The following is a 14,445-nucleotide window of genomic DNA, read 5'->3' as shown; positions in this document are numbered from 1 at the left end:
AGGTGACGGGAAAGAACTGGTTCGGACGCGGGAGGGGGCCCACGTGCTCATCGACACCTATGGCCGGGTGGCCACCGATCTGAGGGTCTCGCTGACCGACCGGTGCAATCTGCGCTGCACGTACTGCATGCCCGAGGAGGGGCTGCAGTGGCTGGCCAAGCCCGACCTGCTCACGGACGACGAGATCGTCCGGCTGATCGACATCGCCGTCCGCCTGCTGGGCGTCGAGGAGGTCCGCTTCACCGGCGGCGAGCCGCTGCTGCGGCCGGGCCTGGTCGGCATCGTGGAGCGGGTGGCGGCCCTGGCACCCCGTCCTCGGACGTCCCTGACGACCAACGGCATCGGCCTGCGCCGCACCGCGACGGCCCTGAAGGCCGCCGGCCTGGACCGGGTCAACGTCTCCCTGGACACCCTGCGCCCGGACGTCTTCAAGACCCTCACCCGCCGCGACCGCCACCAGGACGTCCTGGACGGTCTCCGGGCCGCCCACGACGCCGGCCTCACCCCGGTCAAGGTCAACACGGTCCTGATGCCGGGGCTGAACGAGGACGAGGCCCCCGACCTGCTCGCCTGGGCGGTGGCCCACGGCTACGAGCTGCGCTTCATCGAGCAGATGCCGCTGGACGCCCAGCACGGCTGGAAGCGCGACAGCATGGTGACGGCCGGGGACATCCTCGCCTCCCTGCGCACCCGCTTCGACCTCACCCCCGAGGGCGCGGACGACCGCGGCTCGGCCCCGGCGGAGCGCTGGCTGGTCGACGGCGGCCCGCACCGCGTCGGCGTCATCGCCTCGGTCACCCGCCCGTTCTGCGCGGCCTGCGACCGCACCCGCCTGACGGCCGACGGCCAGATACGGACCTGCCTGTTCGCGCGGGAGGAGACGGACCTGCGCGGTGCGCTCCGCTCGGGCGCGCCGGACGAGGAGATCGCCCGCCGCTGGCGGCTGGCGATGTGGGGGAAGAAGGCGGGGGCGGGACTGGACGATCCGGCGTTCGTGCAGCCGGACCGGCCGATGTCCGCGATCGGCGGCTGACCCGGCCTGCCCCGCCTACTCGGGCGAGGGCGGCTCCCACTCCCGCAACAGCACCACGTCCTTCAAGAACCCCCGCACCCCCAGGAACTGCGAGAGATGCTCCCGGTGCTCCTCACAGGCGAGCCAGGTCTTGCGCCGCTCCGGCGTGTGAATCTTCGGGTTGTTCCACGCCAGCACCCACACCGCGTCGGCGCGACAGCCCTTGGCCGAACAAATGACGTCACTCACTGCTTCGTCTCGCAGTCTCGCAAAAAAGCCCCGCAAACAAGGCGACGCCGAGCAGCCACGGGGGGAGCTGCCCGGCGTCGGTCCGTCGCTCCGACGGGGGATGCGGAGCGCGTACGCAGTATGTCATGGGTCACCCTTGGCCCGGCACTGGAACAGCACGATTGATCTGAGCATTTCTTGAGCTTCGCGCGGGGTCGCAGCCTGTCCGCGACGCGTCCCGATCCTCAGACCGACCCCGGCCGCTCGCCGCTCGCGGCCCCCGCCGCCGGGTCCGCCACCGCGTCCTCCGGGACGGATTCCGCATGTGTCGCCTCCGCCCGCGGCGGTGTGATCATCAGCCGGGTCGGCGCGACCCCGAAGGTCGACGGAAGCGACGGCGGCCGTTCCCGTCCCGCGTTGGCGATCACCACGGCGACATACGGGAGCAGTGCCCCGAGCACCAAAGCCACGACGGCGACGTACCGTTCGACGTTCCACAACGTCACCGCGAGGATCACCGACATGGTCCGGATGGTCATCGAGATGATGTACCGTCGCTGCCGGCCGCGTACGTCCTCCGCCAGGCCGGTGCGGGCTCCGGTGATCCGGAACACCTGGACGTTGCCGTCGCCGCGCTGCTTCCGCATCACATTCCACCATCCGCCCGCATCGGACTCTCCCCGGCCCCTACCCGGTCCGCACCCGCTCGGGTAACCGGGCCAGGATGCTTCCCACGTTACGCCGCGCCTGCGCCGCCTTCGAGACCGGGTCGCCCTCCTGCCTGCGTGAACGCCCTGCGCCGTAGCGCGTACGGCGGTACCGACATGCGCCGTACGGCGCACGGACCCAGACTTGGCGTAATGCTCACGTCGAGCCGTACGAGGAGGCAGTCATGGGCTGGTTGTGGGCGATCATCGTGGGTTTCGTGCTGGGGCTGATCGCGAAGGCGGTCATCCCGGGCAAGCAGCACAGCCCACTCTGGCTGACGACCATCTTCGGCATCCTGGGCGCCATCGCCGGCAACGCGATCGCCCGCGCGGTGGGCGTGGCGGAGACGAAGGGCATCGACTGGACCCGCCACCTGTTCCAGCTGGTGGCGGCGATCATCATCGTCTTCCTGGGCGACATGGCGTACACGGCGACAGTGGGAAAGCGAAAGCAGCACACCTGAGCCCCCGGGACTTCACAGCGCCCCGAACCTCACAGCGCCCCGAACTGAAGCGCCCCGAAAGGGGCGCGGGGAACTGCGCGATCAGCCACGTCGAACCTGCGGCCGACAACGCACCCCGCACCCCCACGGCGCTCACGAACCGACGACCTCCACGGCCGCCAGGTTCTTCTTCCCCCGCCGCAGCACCAGCCACCGCCCGTGCAGCAGCTCGTCCGCGGCCGGCACCGCGTCCTCGGCGGTCACCTTCACGTTGTTCACGTAGGCCCCGCCCTCCTTCACGGTCCGCCGCGCAGCGGACTTGCTGGCCACCAGCCCGACCTCGGCGAGCAGGTCGACCACCGGACCCAGCTCGGCGACCCGCACGTGCGGCACCTCGGACAGCGCGGCGGCCAGCGTCCGGTCGTCCAGCTCCGCCAGCTCGCCCTGCCCGAAGAGGGCACGGGACGCGGCCATCACGGCAGCCGTCTGGTCGGCGCCGTGCACCAACGTGGTCAGCTCCTCGGCCAGCGCCCGCTGTGCGGCCCGCGCCTGCGGACGCTCCTCGGTCTGCTTCTCCAGCTCTTCGATCTCCTCGTGGGACCTGAAGCTGAAGATGCGCAGGAACTTGGAGACGTCCCGGTCGTCCGCGTTCAGCCAGAACTGGTAGAAGGCGTACGGCGTGGTCATCTCCGGGTCGAGCCAGACCGTGCCGGACTCCGTCTTGCCGAACTTGGTGCCGTCGGCCTTGGTGATCAGCGGTGTGCCCAGTGCGTGCACCACGGCGTCGGGCTCGACCTTGTGGATCAGGTCGGTGCCCGAGGTGAGGTTGCCCCACTGGTCGCTGCCGCCGGTCTGCAACGTGCAGCCGTACCGCCGGTACAGCTGCAGGAAGTCCATGCCCTGCAGGATCTGGTAGCTGAACTCCGTGTAGCTGATGCCCTCCTGGGACTCCAGGCGCCGGGCCACGGCCTCCTTCGCGATCATCTTGTTCACGCGGAAGTGCTTGCCGATGTCCCGCAGGAACTCGATGGCCGACAGGCCCTGCGTCCAGTCCAGGTTGTTGACCATGACCGCCGCGTTCGGACCCTCGAAGTCCAGCAGCGGAGCGATCTGGGCGCGCAGCCGCTCGACCCACTGGGCGACGACCTCGGGGGCGTTGAGCGTGCGCTCGGAGTTCGGCTTCGGGTCACCGATCAGGCCGGTGGCGCCCCCGACCAGGCCCAGCGGGCGGTTGCCCGCCTGCTGGATCCGGCGCATCGTCAGGATCTGCACGAGGTTGCCGAGGTGCAGGCTGGGCGCGGTCGGGTCGAAGCCGCAATAGAACGTGACGGGACCGTCCGCGAACGCCTTGCGCAATGCGTCCTCGTCCGTGGAGAGGGCGATGAGCCCCCGCCACTTCAGCTCGTCGACGATGTCCGTCACGGTTCTCGTATCTCCTTGAGCGATCTTCGGCAGATCTCTGGATGATCTTCGGGCGGTCGTGCGACCACCGGCTACGAGGTTATACGCCCTGACTGACAGAGCTCATATTGAAGTCGGGCACGCGCAGCGCGGGCATCGCAGCCCTAGTGAACCAGTCGCTCCACTCCCTCGGCAGCGTCTTTTCCGTGCGTCCGGCCTCGGTCGCCCGCCCCAGCAGGTCCACCGGCGACTCGTTGAACCGGAAGTTGTTCACCTGCCCGGTGACCTGGCCGTTCTCCACCAGGTAGACACCGTCCCGGGTCAGGCCGGTGAGCAGCAGCGTCGCCGGGTCGACCTCGCGGATGTACCAGAGGCAGGTCAGCAGCAGCCCGCGCTCGGTCGACGCGACCATGTCCTCCAGGGAGCGGTCCTGGCCGCCGTCGAGGATCAGGTTGCCGCCCGCCGGGGCGACCGGCAGCCCGGTGAGGCCCGCGCTGTGCCGGGTGGTCGTCAGGTGCTTCAGCCTGCCGTCCGCGACCCACTCGGTGGGGGCGACCGGCAGCCCGTTGTCGAAGACCGACTGGTCCCCGCCGGAGGAGTGCGCGACGACGAAGGGCGCGCACTCCAGACCCGGCTCGTTCGGGTCGCTGCGCAGGGTCAGCGGCAGGTCGGCCAGCTTCTCGCCGACCCGGGTGCCGCCGCCCGGCTTCGAGAACACCGTCCGTCCTTCGGTCGCGTCCCGCCCGGACGCCGACCACAGCTGGTAGATCAGCAGGTCGGCGACGGCGGTCGGCGGCAGCAGCGTCTCGTACCGGCCGGCCGGGAGGTCCACGCGCCGCTCGGCCCAGCCCAGCCGTACGGCCAGCTCGGCGTCGAGCGTGCCGGGGTCGACGTCCTTGAAGTCCCGCGTGGACCGCCCGGCCCAGGCGGAGCGCGTACGGTCCGGCGACTTGGCGTTCAGTTCCAGCGTGCCGGTGGGCTGGTCGTGCCGCAGCCGCAGCCCGGTCGAGGTGCCCACGTACGTCGACACGAGTTCGTGGTTGGCGAAGCCGTACAGCTCGCGGCCACCGGCACGCGCGCGTGCGAAGGCCTCGCCGAGCGCCGGGGCGAAGTCGGCGAACACGGCGGAGGAGGTCTCGGCGGGCGCGTCCGTGAAGTCCGGGGCCTCCGGCACGCCGGTGACCAGCGGCTGGGCGTCCTCGGCGGGTCCGGCACCGCGCGCGGCGGCCTCGGCGGCCCGCACCAACGGCTCCAGGTCGTCCGCGGTCACGGCCGCCCGGGACACCACGCCCGAGGCGGTGCCCTCCTTGCCGTCGACCGTCGCGACGACGGTGAGCGAACGGCCGCGCGTGACGCCGTTCGTGGTGAGCGCGTTGCCGGCCCAGCGCAGGTTGGCGGTGGAGTGCTCGTCGGCGATGACCACACAGCCGTCGGCCCGCGACAGTTCCAGAGCGCGCTCGACGATCTCGTGCGGCTTGTTGTTACGGGCGCTCATCGACCGGCCTCCTGCGTGGTGTTGAGACTGTGCTTTCCCGGGGGGTAACCCCCGGACCCCCAGCCGAGTCCTGCACTGACGCTCATCGACCGGCCTCCTGCGTGGTGTTGAGGATGTTGACGCCCTTGAAGAGGGCCGAGGGGCAGCCGTGCGACACGGCGGCGACCTGTCCCGGCTGGGCCTTGCCGCAGTTGAAGGCGCCGCCGAGGACGTACGTCTGGGGGCCGCCGACGGCCGCCATGGAGCCCCAGAAGTCCGTGGTCGTCGCCTGGTAGGCGACATCGCGCAGCTGCCCGGTGATCCGGCCGTTCTCGATCCTGAAGAACCGCTGTCCGGTAAATTGAAAATTGTACCTTTGCATGTCGATCGACCAGGAGCGGTCGCCGACCACATAGATCCCGCGGTCGACCCCGCCGATCAGGTCCTCCGTCGCCAGCCCGGCCGGGTCCGGCTGCAGGGACACGTTGGCCATGCGCTGCACGGGGACATGCCCGGGGGAGTCGGCGTACGCGCACCCGTTGGAGCGGTCGAAGCCGGTCAGCCGCGCGATCCTGCGGTCCAGCTGGTAGCCGACGAGCGTGCCGTCCTTCACCAGGTCCCAGGACTGGCCCGCCACGCCCTCGTCGTCGTAGCCGATGGTCGCGAGGCCGTGCTCGGCGGTGCGGTCGCCGGTGACGTTCATCAGCTCGGAGCCGTACTTCAACTTGCCGAGCTGGTCGAAGGTGGCGAAGGAGGTGCCGGCGTAGGCGGCCTCGTAGCCGAGTGCGCGGTCCAGCTCGGTGGCGTGGCCGATGGACTCGTGGATGGTCAGCCACAGGTTGGAGGGATCGACCACCAGGTCGTACAGGCCCGCCTCGACACTCGGCGCCCGCATCTTCTCGGCCAGCAGCTCCGGGATCTGCTCCAGCTCGGTGTCCCAGTCCCAGCCGGTGCCGGTGAGGTACTCCCAGCCGCGGCCGACCGGCGGTGCGATGGTCCGCATGGAGTCGAACTCGCCGCTGGAATCGTCGACCGACACCGCCGTCAGCTGCGGATGCAGCCGCACCCGCTGCTGCGTCGTCACGGTCCCGGCCGTGTCCGCGTAGAACTTGTTCTCGTGCACGGTGAGCAGCGAGGCGTCGACGTGGTTGACGCCGTTCGCCGCCAGCAGCCGCGTGCTCCACTCCGCGAGCAGCGCAGCCTTCTCCTCGTCCGGCACGGAGAACGGATCGATCTCGTACGACGAGATCCACGTCTTCTCCGCGTGTACCGGCTCGTCGGCCAGCTGCACCCTCCCCCACTGCCCGAAAGGCGTGGGAGGTGCCCCCACGTCGGACCCGGCGGCCTTGATGACCTGCGCCGAGAGCTTCGCCATCGCCACCGCCTGCGAGGCGACCTTGGCGGCCGCGTCGAGGGTCAGGTCCACCCCCGACGCGAAGCCCCAGGTACCGCCGTGCACGACCCGGACCGCGTACCCGAGGTCGGTGGTGTCCGACGATCCGGCGGGCTTGGCGTCCCTGAGCCGCCAGGACGCGCTGCGCACCCGCTCGAACCGGAAGTCCGCGTGCTCGGCCCCCAGCGCACGCGCGCGTGCCAGCGCGGCGTCGGCCAGGGCCCGTAGCGGAAGCGCCGTGAAGGCTTCGTCGATGGAATGAGGCACGGAGGTCTCCCTGCTGTCGTGGCCTGTCCGTCCGATCATGTCGCGCCCGCGGGCGCGACGACCACAGGTTTCGGCCCGGCGTCGGGCTTTTCTGTAGGGACCCGACAGTGACACTCCCGAGCCACTGTCGGTGCCCGCTTGCCCGCGGCGATGGCGGGACCGATAGGTTTTCGATGAAGCCGCCTGTCGTGCCAGCTGCTCGGGCGGGTGGTCAGACCGAACGAAAGGGTGATCCGTTGAGCCGCTCGGTTCTCGTCACTGGAGGCAACCGGGGCATCGGCCTCGCCATCGCCCGCGCTTTCGCCGACAACGGCGACAAGGTTGCCATCACGTACCGCTCGGGTGAGCCGCCGGCCATCCTCAAGGAACTCGGCTGCCTCGCCGTCAAGTGCGACATCACCGACTCCGAGCAGGTGGAGCAGGCCTACAAGGAGATCGAGGACGCGCACGGCCCGGTCGAGGTCCTGATCGCCAACGCCGGCATCACCAAGGACACGCTTTTGATGCGCATGTCCGAGGAGGACTTCACCTCGGTCCTCGACACCAACCTCACCGGCACCTTCCGGGTCGTCAAGCGCGCCAACCGGGGCATGCTGCGTGCCAAGAAGGGCCGCGTCGTCCTCATCTCCTCGGTCGTCGGCCTCTACGGCGGCCCCGGCCAGGCCAACTACGCCGCCTCCAAGGCCGCCCTGGTCGGCTTCGCGCGGTCCCTCGCCCGTGAGCTGGGTTCGCGCAACATCACCTTCAACGTCGTCGCGCCCGGCTTCGTCGACACCGACATGACCAAGGTGCTCACCGACGAGCAGCGCGCCGCCATCGTGTCGCAGGTGCCGCTCGGACGGTACGCGGAGCCCGAGGAGGTCGCCGCGACGGTGCGGTTCCTCGCCTCGGACGACGCCTCGTACATCACTGGAGCCGTCATCCCCGTTGACGGCGGACTGGGAATGGGTCACTGATCACCATGAGCGGAATCCTCGAGGGCAAGCGCATCCTGATCACGGGTGTGCTGATGGAGTCCTCCATCGCCTTCCACGCGGCCAAGCTGGCCCAGGAGCAGGGTGCCGAGATCATCCTCACGGCGTTCCCGCGGCCCACGCTGACCGAGCGCATCGCCAAGAAGCTGCCGAAGCCCACCAAGGTCATCGAGCTGGACGTGACGAACGATGAGCACCTCGGCCGCCTTGCCGACCTCGTCGGCGAGGAGCTCGGCGGCCTCGACGGCGTCGTCCACTCCATCGGCTTCGCCCCGCAGGACGCGCTCGGCGGCAACTTCCTGAACACGCCGTTCGAGTCCGTCGCGACCGCCATGCACGTCTCGGCGTACTCCCTGAAGTCGCTGACCATGGCCTGCCTGCCGCTGATGCAGAACGGCGGCTCGGTCGTCGGCCTCACCTTCGACGCCCAGTACGCCTGGCCGCAGTACGACTGGATGGGTCCGGCCAAGGCCGCCCTGGAGGCCACCAGCCGTTACGTCGCGCGCGACCTGGGCAAGCAGAACATCCGCTGCAATCTCATCTCCGCGGGCCCGCTCGCCTCCATGGCCGCCAAGTCCATCCCGGGCTTCAGCGACCTGGCCGCCGTCTGGGACCACCGCTCCCCGCTGGAGTGGGACCTCAAGGACCCCGAGCCGGCCGGCAAGGGCATCGTCGCCCTGTTGAGCGACTGGTTCCCGAAGACCACCGGCGAGATCATCCACGTGGACGGCGGTCTGCACGCCATCGGCGCCTGACCCGCACGGACTCCCGAGGCCCGCATCCCGCAGGGGTGCGGGCCTCACCCGTTCGGCCCACCGGCCGGGCCGTCGCCGCTCCGGCGGCGCACCCTGGATTACGCGTGGAGCAAGCGTTCACCGCGCGATGTCCCTCCCCAGCCCGGCCGAGGAGGTCCCCTTGTGCGCCTGTCCCGCAGCCTGGCCCCGGTGACCCTGGCCCTCGCCCTCGTGCTGACGCTGCCCTACGACGCGGAGTGCCACGCGCGCGTGCCGAGCGGGCACAAGCCGGCCCCGCAGCTGTTCGGCGCGGCGTGCCGGACCACCGTCCGCGGCTCCCACGTGGTGGCCTACTGCCACAACCCCTACGTCGACACCGACCGGGTCCGGCTGCACATCGAGTGCGCCCAGTGGTGGGACATCGACACCGACGGCTCCCCGGTCGACACCGGCCCGGCGATGACCGTACGGCTCTCCGGCCGATGCTGGAAGGACGTCCGCGCGGTGTGGGTCAGTCACCAGAAGGTGAGCTGAACCGGTCCGGACGGCACAGGAACGGGTAGCTCGCCGCCTCCTTCGCGGCCGCGTCCGCGTCGCCCGCGCGGATCGCCTCGACCAGCCGCGCGTGGTCCATGTACGACTGCGGCGTCAGCTCCGCGCCGACGTCCGCGCGCAGCCACTCCCGCAGCACCTCGCCCAGGTCGGCGTACATCGCCGTCAGCACGTCGTTGTGCGAGGCGGCCACCACGGCCAGGTGCAGGGTCGCGTCCGCCGTCACGAAGGCCTCCGCCTCCCCCGATCGCCAGGCCTGCTCGCGGCGCGCCAGGAGGGCGTCGAGCTGCCTGAGGTCCTTCTCGGTGCGACGGACCGCGGCCAGCCGGGCGGCCGACGACTCCAGGGTGGAGCGCAGCTCGGCGATGTGCCGGGGGTCGGCCTCGGCGAACCGGCGGTGCATCACACCGGCCAGCTCACTGGTCGCCGCCACGTACGTCCCCGAGCCCTGGCGGATGTCCAGCAGGCCGTTGTGCGCCAGCGCCCGGACGGCCTCGCGGACGGTGTTGCGGGCCACCCCGAGCTGCTCGACCAGCTCCGGCTCGGTGGGGATGCGCGAGCCCACCGGCCATTCGCCCGAGGTGATCTGGTTCCGCAGCTCGGCGATGACCTGCTCGGACAGCGCCGAGCGGCGCGGATGGCTCAGAGGCATGACACACCTTCGCACGCGAGGGCCGACGGGAGCGATCGGGCCTGCCCGGGGATGGACAACCAATCATCCCATGATTCTATGATGGGCCTCATGGCAGGCAAGGAAACCGAGACCTCGACCGCTACGGCACCACGGACGACGGCACCCGAAGGGAGCCCCGCGACCGCCACGCGCGCGTGGACGACACGGCTGGTCGTCATCGGCATCGTGCTGTCCGCGGTCAACCTCCGGCCCGCCATCACCAGCCTGGGCGCGCTCCTGGAGGAGGTCCGGGACGGCCTCGGCATGAGCGGCAGCGTGGCCGGGCTGCTCACCTCCGTGCCGCCGTTCTGCTTCGCCGTCTTCGGTGTCATGGCCCCCCGTCTCGCCCGCCGCTTCGGCCCGGTGGCCGTGGTCTGCGCCGGCATGGTGGCCGTCACGGCCGGCCTGCTGATACGGCCGTACGCCGGGAGCACGGCCGGGTTCCTGGCCGGCAGCGCGCTCGCGCTCATGGGCATCGCGGTCAGCAACGTGCTGATGCCGGTCATCGTCAAGCGCTGGTTCCCCGACCGGGTCGGCTCCATGACCGGCCTGTACTCGATGGCCCTCGCCGCCGGCACCTCGGTGGCCGCCGCGGTGACCGTGCCCATGACGGACGCGCTGGGCGGCGGCTGGCAGACCGGGCTGGCCGTGTGGGGCGGGCTCGCGGCGGCCGCGGTGCTGCCGTGGGTTCCGCTGGTACGGGACCGGGGAACGGCACCGGCTCCCGAGGCAGCGGCAGAGGCCGGGGCCGGGGCACGCGCGCGTGCGGAGCGGCAGCCGCCCGCCCTGCGGATCACCCGCAGCCGTACCGCCTGGGCGCTCGCCGTGTTCTTCGGGCTCCAGGCCACCGCCGCCTACATCACGATGGGCTGGATGGCGCAGATCTTCCGGGACGCGGGCGTCTCCGCGAGCACGGCGGGGCTGCTGCTGGCCGTCACCATGGCGATGGGCGTTCCGCTGGCCTTCGTCATCCCGCGCGTGGCCACCCGGCTGCCGCACCAGGGCCCGATCGTGATCGCGCTCGGTGTCTGCGGCCTCGCCGGATACGCCGGCCTGTACCTCGCGCCCGCCGGCGGCGCCTGGGCCTGGGCCGTGCTGCTCGGCATCTCGAACTGTGCCTTCCCGCTGGCCCTCACGATGGTCGGGATGCGGGCCAGGACCGGCGCGGGCGTCGCCCAGCTCTCCGCCTTCGCCCAGAGCGCCGGATACCTGATCTCCATCCCCGGCCCGCTGCTGGTGGGCGTGCTCTACCAGCACGGCGGCGGCTGGGGCCTACCGATCGCCCTCATGATCGGCCTGATGATCCCGCAGATGGCCGTCGGCGTCCTGGCGGGCCGCGACCGCACGGTGGAGGACGAGGCGGCCGCGACCGCGTGACGTAGAGCCGGCCGAGGCCGCGTGCCGTCGAGCCGGCTGCACCCGCGTGGCGTCGAGCCGACCGGGATCGCCTCGTCGCACCGGCCCCGTCGGCCCGTGCCGCCCCCATCGGCCCGTGTCGGCCCCCGTCGGCCCCTGCCGACCCGTGTCGTGGCCCCCCGCCCGGTCCGTCCCCTTCCGAGGGTGCCAGACTGGCCCCATGCCAGTGCTCGACCCGAACCCCCAGAACGGTCAGAAGAAGATGCTGATCGTCTTCGGCTCGTTCTTCGCCATCTTCATCGTCATCGCCGTCATCGCGACCCTCGCGTCCCCCTGACCACGCCGACCACCGCCCCCGCGGCCGAGGGTGGGGCTAGCCCCACCATCCCCTAGGGGGTGAGGGTCAGGGTCAAGTGGGTGGATCACCGGATGGGTTGGCGACCGCGGATTCCGTAGTTTCGAGGTGTGGCCGCGAGGACGGCCGACGGACCTCGGAGACCAGCGGAGGCGATCATGCCGGCCCTAACGCACACCCGGCCCCACCCGGCGACCCCGGGCAGCGTCGACATCCGGCTCCCCTGGTGGGCGCTCGCCCTTCCCGCGCTCGCCTTCGTCGCCCTGCTGATTCTCATACTGAACCCGGCGGACGCCCACGCGGCCACCGGCGACCCCGCCGTCACCCACCTCTTCGAGCGCGTACAGCAGCTCGTCACCCGCTAGCCGCCGTACCTCCGGGCAGTGCGAAGCCGCATGTCAACTCCCTGCGCCCGATGGCCTGTTTCATGCGAAGCTGGGTGCCATGAGCGTCGCAGAACCCCGCAGGATTGTCCTCTTCCGCCATGCGAAAGCCGACTGGCCACAGGTGACCGACCACGAGCGACCGCTCGCTGACCGGGGCCGAATGGACGCCGCCGTCGCCGGACGCAAGCTGGCGGACAGCGGCATCACCTTCGACCTGGCCCTGTGCTCCACCTCCGTGCGTACCCGGGAGACCTGGAAGCTCGCCGTCCATGAGCTCGCGCACCGGCCGAAAACCGTCTATGAGGAGCGGGTGTACGAGGCCTCGCCGGGCGAGCTGATCGCGGTGCTCAACGAGGTGCCCGACGACGTACAGAACGTGATCCTCATCGGTCACAACCCCGGCGTGCACGGTGTGACCGAGATCCTCGTCGGCACCGCCGAGGACGACGCCCGCGAGCGGATGAACCGCCGGGGCTTCCCCGCGGCCGCCTTCGCCGTCGTGACGCACGAGGGCTCCTGGAAGGCCCTGGAGCCCGGCGTGGCCACACTCGCGGACTACTGGGCACCCTCGGAATGAGACCACCGCACCACCACTGACGTGGCACGCCGAGGGGCCGGGCACCGTGGAGAACGGTGCCCGGCCCCTCGGTCCGGATCGGCGTGTCCGGATCGGCGTGTCGGATCGGCCGGACGGTTCAGCTCTCGTCGAGAGTGTCGGCCGCCTCGACCTCTTCGCGGGTGACGCCCAGCAGATAGAGGACCGTGTCCAGGAACGGGAAGTTCACCGCCGTGTGCGCGGCCTCGCGGACCACCGGCTTCGCGTTGAAGGCGACACCGAGACCGGCCGCGTTCAGCATGTCCAGGTCGTTGGCCCCGTCGCCGATGGCCACCGTCTGCACCAGCGGCACACCCGCCTCGGCGGCGAACCGGCGCAGCAGCCGCGCCTTGCCCGCCCGGTCCACGATCTCGCCGGTCACCCGGCCGGTCAGCTTCCCGTCGACGATCTCCAGCGTGTTGGCCTGGGCGAAGTCCAGCCCCAGCCGCTCCTTCAGATCGTCGGTGACCTGGGTGAAACCGCCCGAGACGACGCCGACTTGGTAGCCGAGCCGCTTCAGCGTACGGATCAGGGTCCGCGCGCCCGGCGTCAGCCGCACCTCGGCGCGCACCTTCTGCACGACCGACTCGTCCAGCCCCTTCAGCAGCGCCACGCGCGCGTGCAGCGACTGCTCGAAGTCCAGCTCGCCGCGCATCGCGGCCGCCGTCACCTCCGCGACCTGGTCCTCGCACCCGGCGTGCGCGGCGAAGAGCTCGATCACCTCGTCCTGGATGAGCGTCGAGTCCACGTCCATGACGACCAGCCGCTGGGCCCGCCGGTGCAGACCCGCCGCCACGACCGCGATGTCCACGCCGAGCTCGGCCGCGTCGGAGGCCAGGGCGGTGCGCAGCGGCTCGGTCTCCACGCCGGACACCGCGAACTCGACGGCCGTCACCGGGTACTTGGCGAGCCGGAAGATACGGTCGATGTTGCCGCCGGTCTTGGCGATCCGGGCGGCGATGGCGGCCGTCGACTCGGCGGTCAGGGGGTGGCCGAGGACGGTGACCAGGGAACGGCCGAGACCGCGCGGGCGGTTGTCGCCGCGGCCGGAGATGATCTCCGCCTGCATCTTCATCGACTCGGCCCAGCTGTGCACGGTCGCCCGGAGGTCGCCCTCCAGCCCCGCCGGGGGCTGGGTCACGAGCGCGCACAGCACCAGGCGGCCTCGCGTGACGACCTGCTCGATGTCGACCACGTCGACCATGTAGGCGGCAAGAGTGTCGAAGAGGCCGGCCGTGATGCCCGGCCTGTCCTTGCCGAAAATCTTGACGAGGAGAGTGGGGACCTCGGAGGTCTGCGGATCGCTCATGGTGTAACCACCGTAACCGGCACCCAGTGCCTGCGGCGCAGGTGGTCCGCCTGACGGACACGGAACAATAGGTGTCGGGCCGGTGTCGGACGCTTTGCTTCCGGGCTACAGGTGAACGCGCGTGCGATGTCCAGGGCCTGGTCAGGAGTACACCCGGCCGTGTCTTCACGCACGGTTCGGCACCGGGACACGCGCGCGGCGGACGTGCCGATCCGCGCGGCCGCCGCTCCCGGCCCGGCGCCAGGTCTCACCGCCGGGGCCGCCCGGGCGGCGGCGGAGGGGGTGGGGGAGGAGGCGGTGGCGGTGGCGGCGGCCCGGCGCTCGGACCGCCCTGGGACCCGTCGGGCCGCCGCCCGCCCGGCCGGGGCCGCGAGGAGCGGGGCGGCGGGTCGATCGGCCGGGCCATGGTGGGAGCGCCGTACACATCGCCCGAGCCGGGCGGCGGTGCGTCGGAGCGGTCCCCGCCGCCACCCGGCCGGCTCTCCTCCGGTGCCTGTCGTCCGTCGGCGCGCCGGCCGAGCGGGGGCCCCGCCGGGGGGGCCCGCCCCCGCGCCCCCCCCCCCCCCCCGACCCCACACCCCGGCCC

Annotated in this window: 16 protein-coding genes; 9 read left to right on the top strand and 7 right to left on the bottom strand. The window is 71.3% G+C overall.

The features are described 5' to 3' along the window. Positions 1 to 43 precede the first annotated feature (43 nt). Positions 44 to 1,033 carry a GTP 3',8-cyclase MoaA gene (gene moaA / locus ACFWPS_RS39505; RefSeq protein WP_383714808.1) on the top strand — a complete coding sequence of 330 codons (990 nt, stop codon included), beginning with the start codon at positions 44 to 46 and terminating at the stop codon, positions 1,031 to 1,033. 15 nt (positions 1,034 to 1,048) lie between these two features. On the opposite strand, the gene ACFWPS_RS39500 is transcribed toward moaA, so the two are convergent. Both ACFWPS_RS39500 and ACFWPS_RS39495 read right to left on the bottom strand, forming a co-directional pair. Further along, the gene (locus ACFWPS_RS39500; RefSeq protein WP_383714806.1) at positions 1,049 to 1,261 is read right to left on the bottom strand and encodes a hypothetical protein; all 213 of its coding nucleotides are present in this window, start codon (positions 1,259 to 1,261) and stop codon (positions 1,049 to 1,051) included. Between the two features lie 224 nt (positions 1,262 to 1,485). After that, positions 1,486 to 1,887: a DUF3099 domain-containing protein gene (locus ACFWPS_RS39495; RefSeq protein WP_383714804.1), complete on the bottom strand. Its 402-nt coding sequence runs from the start codon at positions 1,885 to 1,887 to the stop codon at positions 1,486 to 1,488. Positions 1,888 to 2,132: 245 nt separating this feature from the next. Here ACFWPS_RS39495 and ACFWPS_RS39490 point away from each other — a divergent pair, with 245 nt between their 5' ends. Next, a complete protein-coding gene (locus ACFWPS_RS39490) occupies positions 2,133 to 2,411 on the top strand; it encodes a GlsB/YeaQ/YmgE family stress response membrane protein (RefSeq protein WP_383714803.1) in 279 nt (92 codons plus the stop codon). Between the two features lie 132 nt (positions 2,412 to 2,543). Here the strand turns inward: ACFWPS_RS39490 and tyrS are convergent, their stop codons facing one another. From tyrS to ACFWPS_RS39475, 3 genes are all read right to left on the bottom strand, one after another. After that, entirely contained in the window at positions 2,544 to 3,812 is a 1,269-nt protein-coding gene (tyrS, locus tag ACFWPS_RS39485; protein WP_383714800.1) for a tyrosine--tRNA ligase, read from the bottom strand. 79 nt (positions 3,813 to 3,891) lie between these two features. Continuing rightward, positions 3,892 to 5,286 carry a metallopeptidase TldD-related protein gene (locus ACFWPS_RS39480; protein WP_383714798.1) on the bottom strand — a complete coding sequence of 465 codons (1,395 nt, stop codon included), beginning with the start codon at positions 5,284 to 5,286 and terminating at the stop codon, positions 3,892 to 3,894. Between the two features lie 82 nt (positions 5,287 to 5,368). Beyond that, entirely contained in the window at positions 5,369 to 6,964 is a 1,596-nt protein-coding gene (locus tag ACFWPS_RS39475) for a TldD/PmbA family protein (protein ID WP_383714796.1), read from the bottom strand. Positions 6,965 to 7,161: 197 nt separating this feature from the next. Between ACFWPS_RS39475 and fabG the strand changes: the two genes are divergently transcribed. From fabG to ACFWPS_RS39460, 3 genes are all read left to right on the top strand, one after another. Continuing rightward, a complete protein-coding gene (gene fabG / locus ACFWPS_RS39470; RefSeq protein WP_383714793.1) occupies positions 7,162 to 7,881 on the top strand; it encodes a 3-oxoacyl-[acyl-carrier-protein] reductase in 720 nt (239 codons plus the stop codon). Positions 7,882 to 7,886: 5 nt separating this feature from the next. Then, positions 7,887 to 8,654, top strand: a complete 768-nt coding sequence (gene fabI, locus ACFWPS_RS39465; protein ID WP_089107826.1) for an enoyl-ACP reductase FabI — start codon at positions 7,887 to 7,889, stop codon at positions 8,652 to 8,654. A 162-nt stretch (positions 8,655 to 8,816) separates the two neighbouring features. Further along, positions 8,817 to 9,167, top strand: a complete 351-nt coding sequence (locus tag ACFWPS_RS39460; RefSeq protein ID WP_383714792.1) for a hypothetical protein — start codon at positions 8,817 to 8,819, stop codon at positions 9,165 to 9,167. Here ACFWPS_RS39460 and ACFWPS_RS39455 read toward each other — a convergent pair. Continuing rightward, positions 9,145 to 9,837: a FadR/GntR family transcriptional regulator gene (locus tag ACFWPS_RS39455; protein ID WP_383714789.1), complete on the bottom strand. Its 693-nt coding sequence runs from the start codon at positions 9,835 to 9,837 to the stop codon at positions 9,145 to 9,147. The two genes, ACFWPS_RS39460 and ACFWPS_RS39455, sit on opposite strands and share 23 nt — an antisense overlap. Before the next feature lie 78 nt (positions 9,838 to 9,915). Between ACFWPS_RS39455 and ACFWPS_RS39450 the strand changes: the two genes are divergently transcribed. From ACFWPS_RS39450 to ACFWPS_RS39435, 4 genes are all read left to right on the top strand, one after another. Continuing rightward, positions 9,916 to 11,235, top strand: coding sequence for a CynX/NimT family MFS transporter (locus ACFWPS_RS39450; RefSeq protein ID WP_383714787.1), 1,320 nt, complete (start codon positions 9,916 to 9,918; stop codon positions 11,233 to 11,235). Positions 11,236 to 11,434: 199 nt separating this feature from the next. Continuing rightward, positions 11,435 to 11,551, top strand: a complete 117-nt coding sequence (locus ACFWPS_RS39445) for an SGM_5486 family transporter-associated protein (protein WP_089107830.1) — start codon at positions 11,435 to 11,437, stop codon at positions 11,549 to 11,551. 176 nt (positions 11,552 to 11,727) lie between these two features. Beyond that, on the top strand, positions 11,728 to 11,934 hold the full coding sequence (locus tag ACFWPS_RS39440) for a hypothetical protein (protein WP_189261052.1): 207 nt from the start codon (positions 11,728 to 11,730) through the stop codon (positions 11,932 to 11,934). Positions 11,935 to 12,013: 79 nt separating this feature from the next. Further along, a complete protein-coding gene (locus ACFWPS_RS39435; protein WP_383714786.1) occupies positions 12,014 to 12,532 on the top strand; it encodes a SixA phosphatase family protein in 519 nt (172 codons plus the stop codon). Positions 12,533 to 12,650: 118 nt separating this feature from the next. Here the strand turns inward: ACFWPS_RS39435 and serB are convergent, their stop codons facing one another. Next, a complete protein-coding gene (gene serB / locus ACFWPS_RS39430; RefSeq protein ID WP_383714783.1) occupies positions 12,651 to 13,859 on the bottom strand; it encodes a phosphoserine phosphatase SerB in 1,209 nt (402 codons plus the stop codon). Positions 13,860 to 14,445 lie beyond the last annotated feature (586 nt).

It is taken from the genome of Streptomyces sp. NPDC058457 (assembly GCF_042720695.1).
Taxonomy (GTDB): Bacteria; Actinomycetota; Actinomycetes; order Streptomycetales; family Streptomycetaceae; genus Streptomyces.
Note: the sequence above shows the minus strand (reverse complement) of the source record. Positions and strands in the feature narration are given on the sequence as shown.

Coding starts and splice junctions, on each gene's coding strand:
- ACFWPS_RS39455 (WP_383714789.1), bottom strand. CDS start 9,837: ATGCCTCTGAGCCATCCGCGCCGCTCGGCGCTGTCCGAGCAGGTCATC.
- serB (WP_383714783.1), bottom strand. CDS start 13,859: ATGAGCGATCCGCAGACCTCCGAGGTCCCCACTCTCCTCGTCAAGATT.
- ACFWPS_RS39445 (WP_089107830.1), top strand. CDS start 11,435: ATGCCAGTGCTCGACCCGAACCCCCAGAACGGTCAGAAGAAGATGCTG.
- ACFWPS_RS39475 (WP_383714796.1), bottom strand. CDS start 6,964: ATGATCGGACGGACAGGCCACGACAGCAGGGAGACCTCCGTGCCTCAT.
- ACFWPS_RS39435 (WP_383714786.1), top strand. CDS start 12,014: ATGAGCGTCGCAGAACCCCGCAGGATTGTCCTCTTCCGCCATGCGAAA.
- ACFWPS_RS39450 (WP_383714787.1), top strand. CDS start 9,916: ATGATGGGCCTCATGGCAGGCAAGGAAACCGAGACCTCGACCGCTACG.
- ACFWPS_RS39490 (WP_383714803.1), top strand. CDS start 2,133: ATGGGCTGGTTGTGGGCGATCATCGTGGGTTTCGTGCTGGGGCTGATC.
- ACFWPS_RS39480 (WP_383714798.1), bottom strand. CDS start 5,286: ATGAGCGCCCGTAACAACAAGCCGCACGAGATCGTCGAGCGCGCTCTG.
- ACFWPS_RS39440 (WP_189261052.1), top strand. CDS start 11,728: ATGCCGGCCCTAACGCACACCCGGCCCCACCCGGCGACCCCGGGCAGC.
- fabI (WP_089107826.1), top strand. CDS start 7,887: ATGAGCGGAATCCTCGAGGGCAAGCGCATCCTGATCACGGGTGTGCTG.
- ACFWPS_RS39495 (WP_383714804.1), bottom strand. CDS start 1,887: ATGCGGAAGCAGCGCGGCGACGGCAACGTCCAGGTGTTCCGGATCACC.